The sequence below is a fragment of the Aquabacterium soli genome (assembly GCF_003933735.1).
Lineage (GTDB): Bacteria > Pseudomonadota > Gammaproteobacteria > Burkholderiales > Burkholderiaceae_C > Aquabacterium > Aquabacterium soli.
The window spans coordinates 111,489-133,718 of record NZ_RSED01000003.1; the positions used below are offsets into that span (position 1 = coordinate 111,489).

Genomic DNA, 22,230 nt, shown 5'->3' on the forward strand with positions numbered 1-22,230 from the left:
CCCGGCTGCCCATCGGCTCTACACGGGCTGAGGCTGTTCGCGGTTGAGCCGCACCAGGGCGTCGAATTGCTCCGGCGGCACGGCCTTGCTGAACAGGAAGCCCTGGAAGACGTCGCAGCCGATGTGCTGCAGGATGCGGTGCTGCTCGGGGGTCTCGATGCCTTCGGCCACCACATCCATGCCCAGGCTGTGGCCCAGGGTGACCACGGTCTGCACGATGGCGCGGTCCTTGTCGTGCTTGGGCAGGTCGATGATGAAGGACCGGTCGATCTTGAGTTCGCTGGCCGGAAAGCGCTTGAGGTAGCTCAGCGACGAGTAGCCGGTGCCGAAGTCGTCGATGGACAGACCCACGCCCAGGGCGCGCAGGTCGTGCATCTGCTGCAGGGCCTTGGCGGCGTCTTGCACCAGCATGCTCTCGGTCAGCTCCATCATCAGCCAGGAGGGCGGCAGCCCCGTGCTCTTGAGCAGGTGCTGAAGGCGCGTACAGAGCTGGCCATCCTCAAATTGCGGGCGGGCCACGTTTACCGCGATCTTGAGGTGCTCCAGGCCTTCTTCGCGCCACACCCGGGCCTGGCGGCAGGCTTCGTCGAGCACCCAGGCGCCGATGTCGCCGATCAGGCCTGACTCTTCAGCAACGGTGATGAAGCGCCCAGGCAGCAGCAGCCCATGCTCGGGGTGCTGCCAGCGCACCAGGGCCTCCGCGCCCTTGATGGTGCCGGTCTGCAGGCAGACCTTGGGCTGGTAGTGCAGCCGCAGCTCATCGCGCTCCAGGGCGCGGCGCAACTGGTGTGTCAGCGTCAGGCGCTCCAGCGAGCGGGCGGTCATCTCTTCAGAGAAGAACTCGTAGCGGGTCTTGCCGTTCGAGGCGAGGGCCTTGGAGCAGGCCATGTCGGCGCTCTTGAGCAGGCTGTCCGCATGGCGGCCATCAGCGGGGGCCAGCGCGATGCCGATGCTGGCGCTCAGGAAGATCGGGTGTCCATCGACCTCGATCGGTTCGGCCAGGGCCTGCAGGCACTGCTTGGCCAGGTCAGCGGCATTCTCGGCATGGGCCAGATCGGGGATCAGCAGGGCGAAATCGTGGTCGCCCACACGGGCCAGGTCGAGTGCCTCCGTCGACAAACGCGCCATGCCAGGCAAAGAGGCGAGCAGCCCGGCCAGGCGCAGGGCCACTTGGCGCAGCAGGCTGTCGGCGGCTCGGGGCCCCAGGGTTTCGCGGGTCTGGCGGACCTGGTCGCAGCTCAGGTGCAGCAGGCCCATGGCGCCATCGCGCCGGGCCAGGGTATGCGGTAGCAGGCCTTCGAGGCGGCGCGTGAATCGGTCGCGGTTGGCCAGGCCGGTGACGTGGTCCACATAGGCCAGCCTGTCCTGGTAGCGCTTGAAGGCCAGGGTGTTGCGCATGCGGAGCACCAGCTCGCTGGCATCCACCGGCTTGGCCAGGAACTCGGTGGCGCCCAGCTCCAGCGCGCGCAGCTTGGTGGCCGGATCGCTTGCGGCGGTCAGCACCACGACCGGTGTGTACTGCAGATCCGGGTCGCCCCGCACGGCGGCCAGGATCTCGAAGCCCGACACCCTCGGCATCATCAGGTCGAGCAGCAGCACGTCGGGACGTCGCGCCTTGATCAGGGCCAGCGCCGCCGTGGGCTCGTTGCAGGCCACGAAGCGCGTGTAGCCCGCGTCTTCGAGGTGGGTCTGGATGACATCGGTGAGGAGTTCTTCGTCATCGACCATCATCACCAGCGCTTCATCCCATGGGGCGCTGTCTGGGGAGAAATGAGGGCTCACGCGTGGATTCCGGTGGGATGGTCGGAAGGTTGATGGGCATCGGGCGGTGCATCGAGCACCATGCGCGCAGCGATGGCGCGGATGGCCAGCAGCCAATGCGCTGCCTGGGCGAGGTCGCCGTCCTTGCAGGCTGTCTCCAGCTCGCGGGAGGGTTCGAAGTAATCGTCAAAGCCGACGCTGCCGCCGGCGCCCTTGAGCCAGTGGGCCAGTTGCGCCAACTCGTCCAGATCCTGCACGGCCAGGGCCGCGTCCATGGCGGCCTGTTTGGCAGGGAACTGGTCGATGAACTTGCCGACCACCTTGCGCAGCTTGGGGTGCTGAGACAGGCGGGAGACGACGGGGCCGGCGTCCTGACCGGTGGGCTGCGTGCCGGCTGGGGCTGCAGGCGACGCGATGGTGGGCGGCGGGCCTTCCACACGCTCGCCGCCCAGGCGGTCGGCCAGGTCCAGCAGCAGCCCGTCGATGTTCAGCGGCTTGATGTGAAAGCCCGAGAAACCGGCCTCGTTGATGCGCGCTTCGAACCCCTTCATCGCGTTGGCCGTCAGGGCCAGCACGGGGATCTGCAGGCCGCGCTCGCGGATCATGCGCGTCGCGGTGACCCCGTCCATCACAGGCATCTGCATGTCCATCAGCACCAGGTCATAGGCCTCGGCCTGCAGGGCATCGAGTGCCACCTGGCCGTTCTCTGCCTCACCGACGAGCAAACCGGTTTCCTCCAGCACCAGGCGTACCAGTTCGCGGTTCTCGGCCCCATCGTCCACCACCAGGATGCGCCTGGGCGGGAAGCGCCAGTGTGCGCTGTGCAGGGCGGCGGGGCGCTCGGCCTGCTGTTGCAGCTCGGCGGGCGGCAGCAGGGGCACGCCTTTGAGCGGGCCCGGGTCGATCCAGACATGGAAGGTGCTGCCGTGGCCGGGCTCGCTGCTGGCGATGATGTCGCCGCCCATGGCGCGGGCAAAGCGGCGGCTGATGGTCAGGCCCAGGCCCGTGCCGCCGAAGCGCCTCGTGGTGGAGGTCTCGGCCTGGGTGAAGGGCTCGAAGACGGCATCGAGCTTGTCAACGGCGATGCCGACGCCGGTGTCCTGCACATCAAGGCACAGGCGTGAGCTGCCTTCGATGGTGAGCAGCCGCACGGTGACACGCACCTCACCGCGCTCGGTGAACTTGATGGCGTTGCCCACCAGGTTGGTGAGGATCTGCCGCAGGCGCGAGGGGTCGTTGAGGATGGTGGCGGGCAGGGCTTCAGGCAGGTCCAGGCGCAGGGCGATGCCTTTCTCCTGGGCCTTGACCTCCATCACCTGCACCACGTCGTGCGCCACGGCGTGGGGTGCAAAGCGCACGCGCTCCAGTTCTAGCTTGCCGGATTCGACCTTGGACAAGTCGAGGATGTCGTTGATCAGTTCGAGCAGGTGCTTGCCGCTGGAGTGGATGGTGTCCAGGTGGCGGCGTTGGTCAGCGGCGGTGTGGCCACCCGCGCCACGGCGGCGCAGCAGTTCAGTGAAACCCAGGATGGCGTTCATCGGGGTGCGGATCTCGTGGCTCATGTTGGCCAGGAAATCGCTCTTGGCGCGGTTGGCGGCGTCGGCTTCTTCCTTGGCCGCCTGCAGTGCGATCTCCTTCTCCTCGAGTTCGGTGACGTCCTGGAAGCTGATGAGCACGCCCTGGGGCTTTTCTGCGGCCAGGATGGGCGAGCAGTTGACGCGGAAGGTGTAGCGCTGGCCTCGGTCATTCCTGAGGTACATCAGCACGTTGCGGCGTGTCTCGCGGGTCTGCAGGGCCTCCAGCCAAGGCAGGCCCAGAGGATCCAGGGGCTCACCGGCGCGGTCGGTCCAGGGGAGGCTGGTGGCCAGGCGGCCGAGTAGGGCGTCTGGCTCCACGCCGATGATGTTGGCCAGCGACTGGTTGGCCAGCACGGTGTGGCCCTTGGCGTCGAGCACCATCAGGCCCTCGGTGAGGGTGTCCAGCGCGGAGCGCACTCGCGCCGGGATGGCCTGCGAAGGATCGAGGTGGCGCAGCATGCGCCCCAGGTAGACGCCGAAGGCGATGAAGCCCGTCAGTCCCATGAAGGCGGTCAGGCGCAGGGTGGGGTCGTCCAGGTAGCCCAGCCAGCCTTCGTGTCGCAGGGGCGTGAAGCGCAGCTCGAGCTGGCCCCAGCGCTCGCCATCGTGCGAGAGCGGCACCTGGATCTGTGCGTCGTTGGAGGGCTCGTCATTGGCCAGGCGCCAGCCGTCGTGCGGGCCGACGTGCAGCAGCAGGGATCGGTCGAGCCGGCGCACACCGATGGACTGCAGATCGTGTTCCCGCTGGGCAGACATCTGCAGGGTCTGTTCCAGCAGGGAGGGGTCGTCTTCGTTGAGCAGCAGGGCACTGACCACGGCCAGGTTCTCGGCCAGGGAGGCGCGCTGGTCGCGCTTGAGGGCCTCCTGGTCGGGCACCAGGCCCAGGTAGGAGGCGGCCAGCACCAGCGTGACCATCAGCGACGACAGGCCCATGGCCAGATAGAAGCGGGTGGACAGGCGCTTGATCATGCGCGGGCCTCCGGGGGCTGAGGCGGCACAGGTGGGATGACAGATGGCGGTGGTGGCGGTGGAGGGGGCGGAGGAGGTGCATCGCCATCGAACAAGTTCTCGACGGTGGCGTCGCCATCGCCCAGGTCGATGGACTGCCCGCGCCCACCCCCGCGGTGCAGCACGGGCAATGGATCGATCATCTGCCAGGCCGGCATGGCCGACAGCATGGATCCGAGCAGGGCGCCGCCGCGGATCAGCCAGATCACATATCCCACCGACAGGCCTGTGCTCAGCGCGATGGATGAGGCGACGACATGGCGGCGTTCCAGGCCGCTGTCCTGCAACTGATCGTGCAGGGCATCGAGGTTGCGGCGCAGGTCTTCGGCCGCGCCGGGGGCGGCGAGCGAGCTGCTCCAGCTGTACTGGAAGGCCTCGGTGCCGGCCGTGGGCGCGGCATTGATGTTGGTGGCCCGCTCGGCGCCATCGATGCTGACCTTGACCAGAGGCGCGTCAACGCGAATGTCTGCCGGTGGGGTGTAGGCCTGGGGCGCATCGGCGGGGCCAGCGACGGGCAGCGATGCTGCGCCTTGGGCGGGCAGGGCGGCCACGCCACTGGCAGCAGCCTCTGATGTGGCCGGCGCCTCGCTGCTGTTGCCGGTGCTGCTGGAGGACGCATCGCTGCCCGACGTGGTGGAGGGCGATGTGCCCGTCGCGGGTGCCACCGGTGCCGGCGTGAAGCTCACGGTGGCGGCGCTGCTGACGCTGGCATGCCCGTCGGAAACCACCAGCACGTAGGCGGGCGCCTCGCCGCTGCCATCGTGCACGAAAGTGATCAGCCCGGCTTGTGCATCGGCCAGCGAGAACTGCGTGACGGTGGCGCCCGAGTCCACATGGACGAAGCGGCCACCGCTGAGGTTCTGAACGCTCAGGGCCAGCGCGCTGGCGGGGGTGTCGACGTCGCTGACCTGCACCACGGGCGTGGCGCTGCCGTTCTGGTCGATGGCGAGGGTGTTGATGGTGAGCACGGGGGCGTCATCGACAGCCGCGATGGCGATGGCCGTCTGGCTGGTCGTGGTCAAGGGGCCACTGGCTTGCGTGCCGCTGCTGTCCAGACCACTGTGGCCAAGGTCGCTGCTGACCATCGTGAGCGTGTCGATGCCGTTGACATCCGCATCGGGCCGGTAGAGCAGTCCCTGGCTATCGGCCAGCGTGGCATTGATGGCCGCCACGGTGCCGGTCAGCACCACACTGCGGCCATTGGCGGCATGCTGCAACTGGCCGGCCACCAGGCCACCGTCCACGTCGGTGCGCACGCTCAGCGTGCCGTGCTGCACGCTGAGCGTGACGGTGATGTCGTTGCCACCGGCTTCAAGATCGTCGATGCGCAGGCCGCCCAACACGAGCGGTGTGTCTTCAGCGGTGCTGTAGCCACTGGTGGGCAGGGTGTTGCTGGGTGCGCGGTTGAATGTGTTCAAGTGCACCGTGAGTGTCTGCTGAGCGCTGGTGCTGCCATCCGATGCGGCCACGATGACCGTGTAATCACGGGCATGGGTGTCGAAGGGGGCGGTGCCGACATCGGGCGTGACGGCAAAGCTCAGTGAGCCCGTGGCTGTGTCTATGCTGAAGAAGGCCTGGTCGACCCCGCCCACGATGGCGTAACTCAGCGTGCCGCTGTCGGTGTCCGAGGCCTGCACCGTGGTGACCTGGGTGTTGAACTCCGTCACGTTGACCGTGGCCGTGGCGCCCCCGCCATCGCTGGTGATGACCGGGGTGGCGTTGAAGGTGACCGTTGCGCTGGACACCGCAGAGTCACCGCTGGCATCGAAGGCCACCAGCGTGTATGACGGTGCGGTGGCTCCCCCGGTGTGCACGAAGGCGATGGTCCCGGCCTGCAGTTGGCCCAAGGTGAACTGCGCGACGGTGAGGCCCGTGACAGTGTCGATGAATTGCCCACCGCTGATGCTCTGCACGCGCACGCCGACCGCTGCCGTGCTGCTGTCGACATCGCTGAGCTGGATGTCGGGAATGGCGGTTCCACCCTGGCTGATGTTCAGTGTGTTGGTGGTGATGCTCGGGGCGTCGTCCACCGCGGCGATGGTGATGGTGGCCTGGTCGGTGTCAGTCAGCGGGGCGCTGGGCTGGGTGCCATTGCTGGCCAGGCCGCTGTGGCCCTGGTCATTGCTGACCATGATCAAGGTATCACTGCCGTTGAAGTCGGCATCACCCTGGTAGAGCACGCCGTCGAGGGCGGCCAGGGTGGCGTTGATTTCGGCCACGGTGCCGGTGAGCGTGACCTGGCGCGGGCTACCGTACTGGATCTGCGAAGCCTGCAGGCCTGCGGCCACATCGTCGCGCACACTCAATGTGCCGTGCTGTACTTCAAGGCTGACGGTGATGGCGTTGTTGCGTGCGTCCACGTCATTGACTGACAAGCCAGTGATCGCCTTGGTCGTGTCTTCTTGCGCGCCAAGGCTGGGTGGCAGCGTGTTGACTGGCGCACGGTTATAGGCCTGCACCTGGATGTTCAGCGCCTGACTGTCACTGGAGTTGCCGTCGGTCACGCTGACGATCACGGCATAGACGTTGTCCTGGTCTGCATCGAGTGGTGCGGTGGCGTCGGGGGCAGCCCTGAAGGTGAGCACGCCGGTGGCCGTATTGATGTCGAACAGGGCCTGGTCTACACCACCGATGATGCTGTAGCTCAGCGTGGTGCTGTCGCTGTCTGTCGCATGCAGCGTGGTGACGGAGGTCTGTCCTTCCAGCACGGTCAGTGTGGCCATGTCACCGCCACCATGGCTGTCGATGACCGGTGTCTGGTTCACAGGCGAGGGGTCGGTGATCTGGATGAGCACCCACTGCACGTCGTAAGCCCCGCTCGTGTCGATCGCATAGACGAAGACCTGGTAGACGTTGTTGCCGGTGTAGCTCTGGTCTTGGTTGATGTCGACAGGGTTCTTGAAACGCAGCACACCGGTGTTGGCATCGATCGTCATCAAGCCGCTGTCCGAAGACGTGCCGATGGCGTAAGTCACCGCGTCGCCTTCGGGATCGATCGCATGCGACTGGGTGATGGTGGTGGTGCCAGTGGCCACGTTGACGACCGTGTAACCATCCCCACCGCCGCTGGTGATGACGGGCGCCTCGTTGACGTTTTGAACATCGACCGTGATGTTCTGCGAGTCGCTGTTGTACCCGTCGCTGACGCTGACGACGACTTTGTAGGCGTTGTCGCCATTCGTGTCCGTGGGCGATTCGTAGTTGGGCGCATTGCGAAAGCTCAGCACGCCGCTGCTGGCGTCGATCTTGAACTTGCCCGCATCGCCGCCCCCAGTGATGGAGTAGGTGAGGGTGCTCGTGGCGTTGTCCAGCAGCATGGCCGTCACGGTGGTGACGGCGGTAGTGTTCTCGTTGACCTGGATGGTGGCCGTGCTGCCGCCGCCATTGCTGGTGATGACTGGAGGTGTCAGGCCCAGGGCCAAGGTGTGCGACCAGCTGTCCTGTGCCGTGCTGCTCAGCGCAATGTCGGCTTCGATGGTGCCGGTATGCGCTTCCAGCACCCAGTCGCCGCCCAGGGCCTGTTGGCCGGTGCTGTCATTGCTGGCGGCCACGTCCGCGCCGGTCAGAGCGGCCAGGTCCTGCAGCAGGGCCCGGCCGCCGCTCGATTGGGCCACGTCGCAGCCGTAGATCAGCAGGTCGCCATCAGCCGAGAATGCGCTGCCCCATTGCGCGACGTCGCTGGCACGCTGCAGCAGGGTCTGAGCGTCGAGCACGGTGCTGCCGAGCTGGACCTGGCCGTCGCTGCCGTGGCTGATCAGGTGTACAGCTGCCACGTTCTGCTGCGCTTGCAAGACCTCGCTGATGCGGGCCAGGCCATCCTCGTCGCTGCGGATCACGATCACTTCGATGTCGCGCCCGGTAGCCTGCTGCGCTGCAAAGTCCCGCTGCAATGCACCGAGTTCAGGCACGGAGGCGTCGATGAAGACCACCTCGTGCGTGGCCGTGCCATGTGTCAGTGCCTGCACGTTCTGCGTGGCCACGGGGTTGTCGAGCAGTCCCACGCTGTCCGCGCCCATGGCCAGCGGTGCCAGATCGGCTGAGTACAGGAGCTTGGGCTCCAGTACCTCGACGATGGGGCGATGGTGGGGACTGGCGGCACGCATGGGCACTTCGGCGCGGGCGGCTGCTCAGCGAAGCGCGGAGAGGGTGACGCTGTAGGTCAGCGTGGCCTGGGCCAAAAGAGGAGGCGTGCGCGCGTTGGTTGATGCGAGCCGCGCTTCGGGCGTCGGGGTGATGGGGCGGCTCAAAGCCCAGCTCGGGCGCAGCACCAGCACATCGGCCGGTGGTTGCGCCGACTGGCTGCGACGAGGCTGGCCATGTTCCGGTGACCAGCTCACCGTGCGTACCGAGGCACGGCTGGGAGATCGTTGTACCTTGTCTGCAGGCGCGGCCTTGGCGGGGACGGCGATAGGAGAGCGGTTCGGGTTTCCTGGAGGCAGTGCCTGGGCTGCGGCCTGGCGGCTGCTCCAATCTGCCTTGCAGCGCAGGCCGCCAGGCAGACGGTGGTCCGGGTTGGGCAAGGTCAGGCGCACGCGGAAGGTGTTGCTCGCCGCGTCCACCACCTTGTCGACGTACTGCACGGTGGCGCGCAAGGCGTCCAGCCCTGGCAGTTCTGGACGGATGCTCAGTGTGTCACCCACGGCCACCTGGCCATACTGGGCGATCGGCACCATCAGCGAAACGCGCAGGGGGTCGATGGAGGCGACGCGGATCACCGGGCGGTCTTCGACGCGCTCGCCCAGGTTGCTGTAACGCTCGACCACCACGCCGCGGATGGGGCTGCGCAGTGTGCGCAAGCCCAACTGGGCCTGGGCCACGGCCTGTTCCTGTCCGTAGATGCGCTGCTGGCTCTGAGCCATCTTGAGCTTCTGCACGGCCACCTCGGCCTCGGCCACGGCCTGTTCCACGGCCTGGGCAGACACGAAGTCCTGGGCCAGCAGCTGGCGGGCGCGGTCCACCTTCTGACGGGCCAGCACCACGTTGGCCTGGGCGGCCTTGACCTCGGCATCCACCTGCGAACGCAGCGCAGCCACGCCGGCATTCGCACGCTCGACATCGGCACGCAGCATGGCCAGCGTCTGACCGGCTTCGACGGCATCGCCCAGGGCCACGGGCAGGCGCTCGATCACGCCGGTGACGGGCGAGCCGACATCGGCCACTTGTTCGGGCTCGATCAGGCAGCCCGAAGGCTTGGTGGCCGGAGGCGCGGTGTGGGCGGAGGCCATCATCAAGGCCCCCACCATGCCCCAACCAGCCCTCACCGCCGGGCTCGTTGCGCGTGTACTTCCCATTGCTGGTCCTGCTTCAAGAGGTGCCGGCGCATGGCCGACTGTCGCTGCTCCTCGATCCGTTGAGACAGGCGCATCGTGGCGTACCGCCACCATGACGTCATCCATGGAACGAAATCTGTGACGAATGAACCGAGCATAGGCGCACCTACCGTGTGACGCTCGGACAAATTGGAGGAACAAATCCACGTTTCTGTGCTTCCCGGCAGCCCTTGGCGCGCCGCGCGTCCCAACAACTGGCGATCCATGCGCCGGGATTCGTTGCGCTGGCAATGGATCACATGCAGGCCGCCAGCGGCCAGGGCGCTGCTGTCCAGTGCGATGTCGGTGCCGCGTCCGGCCATGCGGGTGGCCACGGTCACCATCCCCGCACACCCGGCCTGCGCCACGATCTCGGCCTCGCGCTGGTCGTGGCGCGCGTTGAGCACGGCGTGCCGCACACCGTGCTGCTGCAGGTGCCAGGACAGCCGCTCCGAGTCGGACACCGTGTCCGTGCCGATCAGCACCGCGCGTTGCTGCGCACGCAAGGCGGCGGTTCGCTGAGCGACGGCTCCCCAACGTGCCTCGGCGTCGGAGAAACAGCGCATGGGACCGTCATGCCGCTTGGAGGGCTGGCGCAAGGGCATGCGGCGCAGGCTCAGGCCGTAAACGTCCAGCAGTTCCCGGCGGGCTTCATGCAAGGTGCCGCTGAGGCCGGCCAGGTGCCAGTAGCGTTGGAAGAAGCGCTGGTAAGTGATCTGGGCGAGGGTGTCTGTCGGGGCGCTGGGCGGGCAGCCTTCCTTGAGTTCTACCAGCGCCTGCAGACCCTGGCTCCAGACACGCCCCGTGGCTACGCGTCCGGTGAGTTGATCCAGCAACTCGATGCGCTGATCGCGCACCAGGTAGTGGTGATCACGCTGTAGCAGGTGCTGCGCGGTGAGCGCCAACCGCACCAGTTCATGCCGCACCGCGGTACGGCGCCAGGGACCGCCCAGCGCCTCGGTGCGGGCTTGCACATCGGCCTCGCCCTGCGGGGTGAGCGTGACCGCCAGGGCGCCTGACTGGGTGACGAAGTGGGCAGGCGATACCAGAGCGGCCGCCACCTGGCGTGCCTGCCACCACAGTGCCCGGCGAGCCGCCTGTTGCGCAGGCCGCTCGGGCAGACTGGCAGAAATGACCAGGGGCACCACGGCCTCGTCCAGCAGGATGCTGTCGGCCTCGTCCAGCAGTGCCATGCACAGCCCCTGCAGCACGGGCTGATCGTGGCCGCTGCCGGGCAGGGCCAGGCCATCGCGCAGGTGGTCGAATGCCAGTTCCCGGGCGGTCGTGAAGACGATGTCGCACCGGTAGATGCCACGCCTTTGGGCCGGCGTGGCACCTGTGCCGACATGCCCAACGCTCAAGCCCAACTGTGTGCACAAAGGCGACAAGGCCTGCGCATCCCGCTCTGCCAGGTAGTCATTGGCCGTGACCACATGCACAGGTACGCCGGCCAGGGCGGCGATGCAGGCTGCGGCAGCCATGGACAAGGTCTTGCCTTCACCCGTGGCCATTTCGACCAACTGGTGATCGAGCAGATGGCTGCAAGCCAGCATCTGCAACGGATGCAGTTGCAGGCCAAACGCACGCTGCAATGCCGCCTGCACACAGGCCATGGCCTGGGCACAGGGCTCTGGCTGGAAGCCATGACGGCGAAGTTCACGGGCGGCTGCGGCGATGGCCTGTTGACAGGTTTCTTCTGGCACACCGGGTGCCAGCAACGGTGCTGCCAGTTGCTGGACACGAGCCAGCCATGCCTGCTCCAGGCGATGGCGCAGCCATCCCTGGGGATGCGTCCACCAACCTGGTGGGCGCCACAGCGTGCCGGTGCGCGGCGGTGCATCGGTGTGGTCTGGGCGTTGGGGATGCGCGCCCCATCGCAAACCGGGCCGTGCCACGGGTGAACAAGGGGATGTCAGCGCCGACGCGAGCATGGCTGGCGTCATCGTGACGGGCTGAAACGCTCGCCGATGCGGTGGCGCAGCCAACGCCACAGCTGGGCCACAGGTGGCGACCAGCCCTGGTCGAAGCGCACCCAGACGCGCGCACCCAACGGTGGGTCCTGTGAGGAGGCCTTCACCGATTGCACATCGACCAGCACCACAGGACGCAAGGCCTTCAGGTGGGAGGTGTCAGCCGGGTCCGTGGTGATGTCTCCGCCCATCTCTCGGCTCAGCGCCGGGCTGGGCAGTTGCAGTCCGGCACCGCCACCATCGCGCAGCAGCACAGCAGTCTGCGGTGCCTGACTCAGATCGGCACTTTGCACGGCGATGCGTTGCAGCGGCTGTGCCAAGTCCTGCATGTCCTGCTCCGGCACGGCCAGCCGATAGACGGTGCGTTCGCCAGGCGGCATGACATGGCCCAGCAGATCGCCGCGCTTGAGGTAGCGCCCGCCCAGGTCCTGCGCCTGCGGCAATACCACGCGCCCGGCGCGTTGGGCCCGCACCTCCAGGTGAGCCTGTTGCTCGTCCAGGTGGGCCAGCCGCTCGCCCAGGCGCTCTACCTCATCGCCGGCCTGGCCGGCCTTGGCATTGTCCAGGCCCATGTGCCCGAACTGATTCTGCTCGGCCTGGGCCAGGCGCGCCTGGGCCTGTTCGCGTTCGGCGCGCAGGCGCGGGTTGTCGAGCGTGATGATCAGGTCGCCTTGGCGTACTTCGGAGCCATCGGTGCGATGCACGGTTTGCACAAAACCGTCTACCTCGGGACGCACCAGCGCCTGGTCCGGAGCCCACACCACGCCTTGCGCCACGCGTGCATCCGGCCAGGGCAGCAGCAAGGCCAGCAAAGGCAGGGCAAGCAATGCCGCTGCCCGGTACCTGGGCGTGGCAGCTTGGCCGCTGCCTGCAAACAGCACACTGTGCCAAGCCAGGCGCATGCCTCGCAAGGCGGGTGCCATCAGAAACTGCCAGGCGGCCAGCAGGCCCACCAGGGCGCCCAGTGGTGCCGAGACGCTGCCGATCCACCAGGTCAGGCCTGTCCACAATGCCAGTTGGAAGATCCACGCCAACGGTGCATAAGCGATCAGCCACGGGGGCTCGCCAGGCGTTTCCGTCAGATCATCGGATACGGAGCCAGGTTGTGCTGCCAGCCACCGGCGCAGACGCTGGCCCCACCATTGGCGGCTGCGCAAGGCCAGGTTGGGCAACCCCAGCGCATCGGTCATGACGTGGTAGCCGTCCAGCCGCTGCAATGGGTTGGCGTTGAACAGCAGGGTGGACACGCCTGCGGTGAACCACACCACGAAGCCCAGATCCTGCAGCAGCCCCGGTGGGCTCAGGCGCCAGGCCCACAGGCCCAGTGCGGCCAAGGCCAGTTCGGCCAGGATGCCGGCGGCACTGACCAGTGCGCGTTGGCGTGCCCTCGTGAAACAATGCGCGGCCGATGCATCCACGTAAGGGATCGGCATCAGCAGCATCAGCGTGATGCCGGCCTCGCGCACCTCGCCGCCCCAGCGCTGCACCGCCAGGCCATGCGCCAGTTCGTGCCAGGCCTTGATGAGGGGGTACACCAGTGCGGCCAGCAGCAGGTAGCGAGGCGTGGTGATCCAGGTGTGGGCGTGTGCCTTCAGCGCCGCGCCGTGCAGCACCAGGCCTGCCAGCAGGGCCATGAACAGCAGGCCCCACAGCACGGCGCCGGTGGGCGAGAACAGTGCCCGCCCCAAAGGGGCCCACGCGGTCAGCAAGCGATGCGGATCCCACAAGGGCAGGCGCCAGGCCAGCAGGCTGTTGGCACGCGGCGGGGTATCCGCCCGTGATGAGGGACCGTCGATCTGCAGGGGTGTGAGCGCTGGACTTCTGTCGGCCGCCGGCGCATCGAAGGCCAGCAAGCCATGCTGCTGCAGTTGCGTGACCACGGCCACGATGTCGTCCTGGCTGGGCGGATCATCACGCCGATGCTCAACGGCCTGGTGTTCGAGCAGCGTCCAGAGCTGTTGCAGTGTGCGGCGGCCATCCAGCCTGCCGGCCACCTCGTAGGCCGCCGCGTTGAGTCGGCAGGCCGTGCCACCACGTGCGCGCAGCACGTGCCAGCGTTCCCCTCGCAGCCACAGCCGGTTCACCGTGGCGTCGTCACTCAGGCGTGGGCGCCAGTCGGCCACCCGGTGCCACTGCGGGCTGGCCAGCGGGTTGAACGTGGCGGGCTGCACCATCACCAGGCCCACCACAGAAACCGCAACCGATCCGCCAGGGGCCGCAACCAGGCCCACAGCAGCGGCCGCCAGCCCACGTGCACCTTGGCCTGTCCCATCAGGCCCGGCCGCAGATCGTCGGGCAGTGCCCCCTCGAAATCGGCCTGGACCTCAAAGACATTGCGGCCTTCCCGCGCCACACCCAGCGGCGTGATGCGCATCACCTGAAGAGCCTGGGTGTCCCAGGGCAGGGCAGACAGGGCCATCTGCCCATGCTGGCCCACCTTCACGCGGGCAATGTCGGCCTCGTCGATGTCGATGATGACGCGAAAGCGCTGAGTGGCGGCGACTGTCATCAGCGCGTCGCCCTGCTTCACTGGCGCACCGATGGACTGGCTCAGGTCGCCCTGGATCAGCACGCCATCGAAGGGCGCCTTGAGCTGCGAGCGCTTGAGCTGTTCGTCGATCAGTGCCAACTGAGCTTGCGCCTCTTCGAGCCGAGACAGGCTCAGGGCGGCTTCTGCACGGTCAGCCCGGGTCATGGCGGCGGCGTAGGCGTTGTCCTGTTGGGCGATCTGGCTGGCCCAGCGGTCACGCTCCAGCTTGAGATCCTGCTCGGCCAGGTCGGCCAGCACCTGGCCGGCCTTCACGCGGTCGCCGGGGTGCGCATGCGTGGCCTTGATGAATCCATCGGTGGGTGCCGACAGCACGCGCTGCTGCACGCCCTCAATGCGGGCGCGCCCGCCCACGCGATCCGGCAGTGGCAGCAAGGCCAGCGCGAGCGTGGCCAGCGCGGCAGCGCGCCACCAACGCTGCCGGCTCCAGCGCGCATGCCATTGACGCCAGGCCTGGTGCGCATGCCAATGCCACGGGCGCTCCGCACGCCGCTGCACGGCCAGCAGCGGAGCCACGGAGCTCAGCAGCGTGGTCAGCAGAGCTTCCTGAGGGGCATGGCGGCGGGCATCGGTGTCTGCCCAGCCCAGCAGAACCGCACCCAAGGGTTGGCGGCCGCCTGGCAAGGGCAGGGTGCACACGGCCTGCACGGTCTCGCGGGCCAGGGCCTGCTGTGCACGTGTCATCCAGGGGCCGTCGGGACGGTCGGCTCCGGGTGAGGCCAAGGCCACGCCTTGGTCCACGGCCTCTTCCACGGCATCCTTGATCAAGGCGTTAGGGACGGGGACCACGTGCCAACTGGGCGGATGGCCGTGGCCCGCGGCACGGACCTCAAAGGCTTCTGCCGCATGCCCATTCTCGTACCACACCAGCACGGTGCGCTGGGCACCTGTGCGTTCGAGCAAGGCACACAGCAGCGCTTTCAGGCTGCCCTGAAGATGGGGCTGGGCGGCCATGGCGGCCGGCAGATCAGCGAAGGGGTTGCCGGAAGGTGCAACAACCTCATCCGCTGCCTGCCATGCCGGTTGGGTGGGCGTCGCGGGCGGCAAAGGGTGATCCGGGCTTGCGCTCAGGGCAGCCAGAGCTCAAAGCGCACACCGCCTTCGGGGCGGTTGTCCATGCTGGCGCGGCCAATGCGTTCACCACACCGGTGTGCCTTGGCAACGGCCTCGCAGAGCATGGTGCCCAGGCCGGTCGAGTGGTCGTTGGGGTCCACGGCGCCCAGGCCTGGGCCATCGTCCTCGACCACCAGCACCAGGTAATCAGCGTCCTGGCGGGCACGCAAGGTCACTTCCTTGCGTGCAAAACGGCTGGCGTTGTGCAGGGCGGCTTCCATCGCCATGGACACCAACCGGCGGTCCAGGTACCAGAACGCAGGCACCGACTGATCCTGCAGCAGGCGCACGCGAGGGTTGCTGGGCAGGGTCATGGCCTTGATCTGCGCCATGCGCGTGAGCGATTGCAGCAGTTCGATGGGCGATTCATCTTCGCTGTGTGCGGCCAGCCCGTCGGACGAGCCATACACGGCCAGGAACTGCACGAACTGGCGGCGCAGTTCTGTGCAATGGATGTAGGCCGTGTGGGCCAGCACCGGATCGGGTTCATCGATCAAGGCTTCGAGCTCGCCCTCAAGCGATCCCAGGGCGTTCTTGAGATCGTGTGCGATCAGGGTGAGTGTGGTCGACTCCATCCAGCGTCCCCGGTCAGTGCGTCGCGGACGACGCTTCCAGCGAGGCCAGTGTCTCGCGGAAGTATCGACGCATCATGGTGACGCGGTCATTGGAGGGCATCAGGGTCTCCAGGCGCGTGAGGTACTGGCGCACGCGCTCGACCATGTCCGCGTTGAACTCTTTTTTGAGGCGCAGGGCCATGCAGTTGATCTGCGTGGCTTGCAGCAGGGCACCGGTGTTCTCGGGATAGTCGCGGATCACGGTTTCGATGGCCTGGACGGCTTCGTCGATCTGGCTGTTGCCCAGCAGCTTGCGGGCATCCTGCACGCGGGTGGTGAGTGCCGCTGCGGCGGCCAGGACGATGGCGTCCATCTTGTCGTCGTGTCCCGTGTCGCGCAGCGCATTGCCGATCATCTGCTTGATGCGCGGGTTCTCATGGTCGGCACTGATGGCTGTTTCCATCAGCTTGAGGCCTTCTGCTTCATGCCCGGCCATCAGCTCGGCCTTGGCCAGGGCGATGGTGGCGAAGTCGGCCTTGCCCTTGCGCAGGGTTTCGCGGGCCCGCTTGAGGGCCTTGTCCGACTCGGTGCCGTCGCCGGCCTTGGCGTGGGCCTGGGCCTGCAGGGCCTGAGAGACGTTCTCGAAGGTCGGGGTATTTTTGTAGGCGACAGCGCTGTCGCCCAGCACCTTCAGGGCCTCGGCCGTATCACCCCGGTCCACCAGGGTCTGGGCCAGCAGCAAGGTGTCCTGCGGCTGTGCAATCACAGAGCCCTTGGTGGCCTTGGCCACCTTCTGCAGGTAGTCCTTGGCCGAATCCAGATCGCCATTGCGGTAGGCGCTCTCGCCGGCCAGGCGGTGGCGGCGGGCCGAAGGCACCACGGCGGCGGCATCGCGCAGCACCCACATGGCGGCTTGAGCATCGCCCTGGGCTTCGAGCGCCTCGGCCATCACGTCGTAGGCGGCCACGTTCTTCTCGCCCTCGCGCGAGCCCATGATCTGCTGGGCCAGTTGCTTGGCCTCCTCGAACTGGCCGGCGGCCTTGTGGGCGCGTGCCAGGCCCAGTTGGGCCCAGACCAGCTGCGGACGCTTCTCCAGCGCGTGGCGGTAGACCTCCTTGGCGTCCTGGTGGCGGCCCAGTTGCAGCAGGGCCTGGCCCTTGATCTGCAGCACGGCCATGTACCAACGGTTCTGCGCCGTGAGCAGCTTGTCGCACTCCAGCACGGCCCCGGCCAGGTCTTCCTTGGCCAGCCGCTGGTTGATGGGCAGCAGGGCCTCGCGCTTGTCGAGCAGGGCTTTCAGGCGGTCTTCGATGTCGCTGGCCGTGATGGGCTTGAGCAGGTAGGCGTCGGGGTGGTGCTCGGTCGCCGCCGCCACGGAGGCATAGGAGCTCTCGGCCGTGACCATGAAGAACAGGCAGTCGGCGCCCAGCGTGCCGGTGTCGCGCAGGTGTTCGAACAACTGCTGGCCGTCGGTCTTGTTGTTGAGGTTGTAGTCGCACAGGATCAGCCCGTAGCGGCGCGACTTGATCAGGCGCGCGGCGTCCTCGGCGTTCGAGGCCACATCGATCTTGGCGATGCCCAGTTGGGAAAGTTGTCCTCTCAGCGTGGTCTGCTGCACCGCCATGTCGTCGATGACGAGGGCCTGGATGCCGGAGAACCGAGTCTGAATAGCCATAGCGTCTCACTCGTGGTTCGGAAGGGGCGGAACGCGCAAGCGCCGCGTGTCGGCCTGTGAATGCACCGACCCATACCGTGCGTTTTCGGCATCCGGGAGCGCAACTTGAGTTCTGCACAAATACAGGGCTCAAGTTTGTCAAGTGCATTTTGTCTCGGTCCATGGAAAAAGGCACCCGAAGGTGCCTTTGTCAGTGGGGTAAACCGAAGCTGGTCCCATCACTTGAACAAGTTCTTGACCCGATCAGTCCAGCTCTTGGAATTGGGCGAGTGCTTTTCGCCCCCCTTCCTGAAGGATTCGTCCAGCTCCTTGAGCAGCTTGCGCTGGTGCTCGGTGAGCTTGACGGGCGTCTCGACCGCGATGTGGCAGTACAGATCACCCGGATAGCTGGAGCGGATGCCCTTGATGCCCTTGCCGCGCAGGCGGAAGGTCTTGCCGTGCTGCGTGCCTTCTGGGATCTCGATCTCTGCCTTGCCGCCCAGCGTGGGGACCTCGATCGTGCCGCCCAGGGCCGCGCTGGTCAGGGGCACGGGCACGGAGCAGTGCAGGTCATCGCCGTCGCGTTCGAAGATGTCGTGCGGCTTGATGCGGATCTCGATGTAGAGGTCGCCTGCGGGGCCGCCGTTGGTGCCAGGCTCGCCGTTGCCGGCGGAGCGGATGCGCATGCCTTCGTTGATGCCGGCCGGGATCTTGACTTCCAGCGTCTTGGTTTTCTTGACGCGGCCCTGGCCGGAGCAGGTGACGCAGGGCTCGGGGATGATCTTGCCCGTGCCCTGGCAGTGCGGGCAGGTCTGCTGCACGCTGAAGAATCCCTGGCGCATGTGCACCGTGCCGGCGCCGCTGCAGGTGGGGCAGGTCTTGGGCTGGGTGCCGGGCTTGGCGCCGCTGCCGTTGCAGGTGGCGCACTCTTCCCAGGAGGGAATGCGGATCTGCGTGTCCTTGCCGTTGGCGGCTTCTTCCAGGGAAATTTCCATGGCGTAGGACAGGTCATTGCCGCGGTAGACCTGGGGCCCGCCACCGCCGCCACGCCGACCGCCACCACCGCCCTGTTGGCCAAAGATGTCACCGAAGATGTCCCCGAACGCCTCGGCGAAGCCGCCGAAGCCCTCGCCACCCGGGCCGCCACGGCCCGCGCCCATGTTCGGGTCCACGCCCGCGTGGCCGTATTGGTCGTAGGCGGCCTTCTTCTTCGGGTCCGAAAGCATCTCGTAGGCCTCTTTGGCCTCCTTGAACTGCTCTTCGGCTTCCTTGGCCTTGTCACCCTGGTTGCGGTCTGGGTGGTACTTCATGGCCAGCTTGCGGTAGGCCTTCTTGATCTCGTCCTCGGACGCGCCCTTGGCGAGCCCCAGAACTTCGTAAAAGTCGCGTTTTGCCATGCGATTGAATCCTTCAGGGGGCGGCCTTGAACGGCTCACCCCAGGTCATTTCCTTGCGGACATCCCAGCCCAGCCAGTCAGCGCACAGGCGCTGCTCGCAAGGGCGGGTGTGCACGACGTTCAGTGTGGTGGCTTCCAGCGATTCGCTCGAACCCGTCACGCCCAGATCGGACGCCTTTCTGCGCCCATCGAGCTGTCCCAGCACCACGGCGGTGTCCAGTTTGCCGAAGGTGTCGGAGTTGACGCCCTTGAGCAGCAGCCCGGCGTAGCTGTACCCGCTCCGGTCGGCATCCGTCACCCAGGCCACGGTGGGACTGAGCATGCGGTCCAGCCTCACGGTCAGGGCCACCGTCTTGCCTTGCCACTTGAAGGGGTCCTTGTCGGCCTGTGCGGCCGTCAGCCAAGCATGCACATTATGGTCGGCGCTGAGCCGGTGGAAGGTCTGGCGTGCCTGGGCCCGCTTGGCGCTGCGTTCGGCATCGGCCTGTTGCTGACGCACGGCGGCAGAGGCATCGTTGCGGTAGGCCCGCACCTGGGCGGGCTTGCCGTTGTCCAGCACCACCGCACCCTTGGCCAGCGCCAGGGGCTCCTGCCCCTTGTCATCCGGCGTGAGCGGTGCCCGCCACAGCACGACTTCGGTCGAGCGGAACGGGGCATTGCTCGGGCACGCGGACACGAAGGCCTGCTGGGCTGACTGCATGCGGGCCTGCACCAGTTCGTCGTCTTCGACCTTGAAGCCGGCAGGCACCACCAGCGCCACATGTTCAATCTCGCACAGGTTCACCGGCCCCCTGGAAGGCGCGCGGTGCACCCACAGTGCACGAGCATCGCCCACGGTGCCACGGTCGCTGAGGACCAGGTTGCTGCGCCAGGCGTCCAGCGTGCCCTTGAAGGCCTGGTCGGCGATGAACACGCCTTGGCGGAACGTGCCATCCCAGGTCTCGTCGGGCACCTCCTTGCCTTCGGCCAGGCGGTAGGGGTTGAGCCACACCGCCTTGCCACGGCCTTCGGCCTTGCCCTTGACGCAGGGGCCCTGGTAGCGCACAGGCTGCTTGTCATCGCCCAGGGACCAGGGGCCCCACACGGCACAGTTGCTGCCCGGGCTGGTGATGAAGTCGGCAGCCCGCACAGGCGGGCATGCCAGCGCCGCCAGCGCCAGCAGGGATGCCAGTGGGCCAGGGCGGTGGAATGCTCGGAGCGCTTGGGTGAAAGAACGCATGGGTGAGTCTGACGGGTTTCAGGGCCGAGAAACGCGCTCGGCACGAAGGGTGCTCAGGCCGCGGCCTTCGCACCGATCGTGCCGATCGATCACTGCGAAGTGATCAGTCCTTCTTGACTTCCTTGAACTCGGCGTCGACCACGTTGTCGTCGGCCGGGCGGGCCTGCTCTGCACCGCCGGCTGCGCCAGCCGCATCGGCACCCGCCGCACCGCCGGCAGCGCCTTGCGCAGCCTGCATGTCGGCGTACATCTTCTCGCCCAGCTTCTGGCTGGCCGTCATCAGGGTGTTGGTCTTGGCCTCGATGTCGTCCTTGTCATCGCCCTTGAGCGATTCCTCGACGTCCTTGATCGCGGCTTCGATCTTGTCCTTCTCGTCGGCTTCCAGCTTGTCGCCGTACTCGGTCAGGGACTTGCGCACGCTGTGGACCAGGCCATCGCCCTGGTTCTTGGCCTGCACCAGTTCGAGCTTCTTCTTGTCCTCGGCGGCGTTGAGTTCGGCGTCCTTCACCATCTTCTGGATCTCGTCCTCGGACAGGCCCGAGTTCGCCTTGATGGTGATCTTGTTTTCCTTGCCCGTGCCCTTGTCCTTGGCGCTCACGTGCAGGATGCCGTTGGCGTCGATGTCGAAGGCCACTTCGATCTGGGGCACGCCACGCGGGGCCGGCGGGATGCCTTCGAGGTTGAACTCGCCCAGCATCTTGTTGCCCGTGGCCATCTCGCGTTCACCCTGGAACACCTTGATCGTCACGGCAGGCTGGTTGTCGTCGGCCGTGGAGAAGGTCTGTGCGAACTTGGTCGGGATGGTGGTGTTCTTGGTGATCATCTTGGTCATGACACCGCCCAGGGTCTCGATGCCCAGGGACAACGGGGTCACGTCCAGCAGCAGCACGTCGGTGCGCTCGCCACCCAGCACCTGGCCTTGCACGGCGGCGCCCACGGCCACGGCTTCGTCAGGGTTGACGTCCTTGCGGGGCTCCTTGCCGAAGAACTCCTTGACCTTGTCCTGCACCTTGGGCATGCGGCTCATGCCGCCGACCAGGATGATGTCCTGGATGTCGGCCACGTTCACGCCAGCGTCCTTGATGGCCGTACGGCAAGGCGCGATGGTGCGCTCGATCAGGTCTTCCACCAGCGACTCGAGCTTGGCGCGGGTCAGCTTGATGTTCAGGTGCTTCGGACCGGTGGCATCGGCCGTGACGTACGGCAGGTTGATGTCGGTCTGGGTGCTGTTGGACAGCTCGATCTTGGCCTTCTCGGCGGCTTCTTTCAGGCGCTGCAGTGCCAGGACGTCCTTGCCCAGGTCGACGCCTTGTTCTTTCTTGAACTCAGCGATGATGTAGTCGATGATGCGCTGGTCGAAGTCTTCACCGCCCAGGAAAGTGTCGCCGTTGGTGGACAGCACCTCGAACTGCTTCTCGCCATCGACGTCGGCGATCTCGATGATGGACACGTCGAACGTGCCGCCACCCAGGTCATACACCGCGATCTTGCGGTCGCCGGCACCGTGCTTGTCCAGGCCGAAGGCCAGGGCTGCAGCGGTGGGCTCGTTGATGATGCGCTTGACATCCAGGCCGGCGATGCGGCCGGCATCCTTGGTGGCCTGGCGCTGCGCGTCGTTGAAGTAGGCCGGCACCGTGATCACGGCTTCGGTCACTTCCTCGCCCAGGTAATCCTCGGCGGTCTTCTTCATCTTGCGCAGGATCTCGGCAGACACCTGAGGGGGCGCCAGCTTCTTGTCGCGCACCTGCACCCACGCGTCGCCGTTGTCTGCGGCCGTGATGGTGTAGGGCATCAGGTCGATGTCCTTCTGCACTTCCTTCTCGGTGAACTTGCGGCCGATCAGGCGCTTCACCGCGTACAGCGTATTGCGGGGGTTGGTGACGGCCTGGCGCTTGGCCGAGGCGCCGACCAGCACTTCACCGTCTTCCTGGTAGGCGATGATCGACGGCGTGGTGCGTGCACCTTCGCTGTTCTCGATCACCTTGGTGGTGTTGCCTTCCATCACGGCCACGCACGAGTTCGTGGTGCCGAGGTCGATGCCAATGATCTTGCCCATGTTCAGTAATCTCCTTAAGCGGGGTGGCCGCGCGGTGGCTGGCCTGTTGTCGCTGTACTTGTGT

Annotated in this window: 12 protein-coding genes; all 12 read right to left on the bottom strand. The window is 66.8% G+C overall.

Annotated features, from left to right (window positions below; all coding sequences use genetic code 11):
• Positions 1 to 18: 18 nt before the first annotated feature.
• The gene (locus tag EIP75_RS04425) at positions 19 to 1,782 is read right to left on the bottom strand and encodes a GGDEF/EAL domain-containing response regulator (RefSeq protein ID WP_125242029.1); all 1,764 of its coding nucleotides are present in this window, start codon (positions 1,780 to 1,782) and stop codon (positions 19 to 21) included.
• The gene (locus EIP75_RS04430; RefSeq protein ID WP_125242030.1) at positions 1,779 to 4,307 is read right to left on the bottom strand and encodes a hybrid sensor histidine kinase/response regulator; all 2,529 of its coding nucleotides are present in this window, start codon (positions 4,305 to 4,307) and stop codon (positions 1,779 to 1,781) included. The genes EIP75_RS04425 and EIP75_RS04430 overlap by 4 nt, the downstream gene beginning before the upstream one ends.
• On the bottom strand, positions 4,304 to 8,449 hold the full coding sequence (locus tag EIP75_RS04435; RefSeq protein ID WP_125242031.1) for a DUF4347 domain-containing protein: 4,146 nt from the start codon (positions 8,447 to 8,449) through the stop codon (positions 4,304 to 4,306). The genes EIP75_RS04430 and EIP75_RS04435 overlap by 4 nt, the downstream gene beginning before the upstream one ends.
• 24 nt (positions 8,450 to 8,473) lie before the next feature.
• Positions 8,474 to 9,574: an efflux RND transporter periplasmic adaptor subunit gene (locus EIP75_RS04440; RefSeq protein WP_158622739.1), complete on the bottom strand. Its 1,101-nt coding sequence runs from the start codon at positions 9,572 to 9,574 to the stop codon at positions 8,474 to 8,476.
• A gap of 29 nt (positions 9,575 to 9,603) precedes the next feature.
• Positions 9,604 to 11,586, bottom strand: a complete 1,983-nt coding sequence (locus EIP75_RS04445) for a preprotein translocase subunit SecA (protein ID WP_158622740.1) — start codon at positions 11,584 to 11,586, stop codon at positions 9,604 to 9,606.
• Between the two features lie 8 nt (positions 11,587 to 11,594).
• Positions 11,595 to 13,799 (bottom strand): PqqD family peptide modification chaperone, encoded by a 2,205-nt coding sequence (locus EIP75_RS04450; RefSeq protein WP_148100958.1) that lies wholly within the window; start codon positions 13,797 to 13,799, stop codon positions 11,595 to 11,597.
• Positions 13,799 to 15,127 (bottom strand): efflux RND transporter periplasmic adaptor subunit, encoded by a 1,329-nt coding sequence (locus tag EIP75_RS04455; protein WP_125242035.1) that lies wholly within the window; start codon positions 15,125 to 15,127, stop codon positions 13,799 to 13,801. Before EIP75_RS04455 ends, EIP75_RS04450 begins: the two co-directional genes overlap by 1 nt.
• A gap of 113 nt (positions 15,128 to 15,240) precedes the next feature.
• On the bottom strand, positions 15,241 to 15,861 hold the full coding sequence (locus EIP75_RS04460) for a sensor histidine kinase (protein ID WP_125242036.1): 621 nt from the start codon (positions 15,859 to 15,861) through the stop codon (positions 15,241 to 15,243).
• A 13-nt stretch (positions 15,862 to 15,874) separates the two neighbouring features.
• Positions 15,875 to 17,515 carry a tetratricopeptide repeat protein gene (locus EIP75_RS04465; RefSeq protein ID WP_125242037.1) on the bottom strand — a complete coding sequence of 547 codons (1,641 nt, stop codon included), beginning with the start codon at positions 17,513 to 17,515 and terminating at the stop codon, positions 15,875 to 15,877.
• Positions 17,516 to 17,733: 218 nt separating this feature from the next.
• Positions 17,734 to 18,891 (bottom strand): molecular chaperone DnaJ, encoded by a 1,158-nt coding sequence (dnaJ, locus tag EIP75_RS04470; RefSeq protein ID WP_125242038.1) that lies wholly within the window; start codon positions 18,889 to 18,891, stop codon positions 17,734 to 17,736.
• Between the two features lie 13 nt (positions 18,892 to 18,904).
• Entirely contained in the window at positions 18,905 to 20,110 is a 1,206-nt protein-coding gene (locus tag EIP75_RS04475; protein WP_125242039.1) for a hypothetical protein, read from the bottom strand.
• Positions 20,111 to 20,213: 103 nt separating this feature from the next.
• Positions 20,214 to 22,166, bottom strand: coding sequence for a molecular chaperone DnaK (dnaK, locus tag EIP75_RS04480; RefSeq protein ID WP_125242040.1), 1,953 nt, complete (start codon positions 22,164 to 22,166; stop codon positions 20,214 to 20,216).
• Positions 22,167 to 22,230: the final 64 nt, after the last annotated feature.

Excerpts from the sequence above, each read along its gene's own strand:
- EIP75_RS04430 (WP_125242030.1), bottom strand. The coding sequence starts at position 4,307 with ATGATCAAGCGCCTGTCCACCCGCTTCTATCTGGCCATGGGCCTGTCG.
- EIP75_RS04435 (WP_125242031.1), bottom strand. The coding sequence starts at position 8,449 with ATGCGTGCCGCCAGTCCCCACCATCGCCCCATCGTCGAGGTACTGGAG.
- EIP75_RS04440 (WP_158622739.1), bottom strand. The coding sequence starts at position 9,574 with ATGATGGCCTCCGCCCACACCGCGCCTCCGGCCACCAAGCCTTCGGGC.
- EIP75_RS04445 (WP_158622740.1), bottom strand. The coding sequence starts at position 11,586 with ATGCTCGCGTCGGCGCTGACATCCCCTTGTTCACCCGTGGCACGGCCC.
- EIP75_RS04450 (WP_148100958.1), bottom strand. The coding sequence starts at position 13,799 with ATGGTGCAGCCCGCCACGTTCAACCCGCTGGCCAGCCCGCAGTGGCAC.
- EIP75_RS04455 (WP_125242035.1), bottom strand. The coding sequence starts at position 15,127 with ATGGCCGCCCAGCCCCATCTTCAGGGCAGCCTGAAAGCGCTGCTGTGT.
- EIP75_RS04460 (WP_125242036.1), bottom strand. The coding sequence starts at position 15,861 with ATGGAGTCGACCACACTCACCCTGATCGCACACGATCTCAAGAACGCC.
- EIP75_RS04465 (WP_125242037.1), bottom strand. The coding sequence starts at position 17,515 with ATGGCTATTCAGACTCGGTTCTCCGGCATCCAGGCCCTCGTCATCGAC.
- dnaJ (WP_125242038.1), bottom strand. The coding sequence starts at position 18,891 with ATGGCAAAACGCGACTTTTACGAAGTTCTGGGGCTCGCCAAGGGCGCG.
- EIP75_RS04475 (WP_125242039.1), bottom strand. The coding sequence starts at position 20,110 with ATGCGTTCTTTCACCCAAGCGCTCCGAGCATTCCACCGCCCTGGCCCA.
- dnaK (WP_125242040.1), bottom strand. The coding sequence starts at position 22,166 with ATGGGCAAGATCATTGGCATCGACCTCGGCACCACGAACTCGTGCGTG.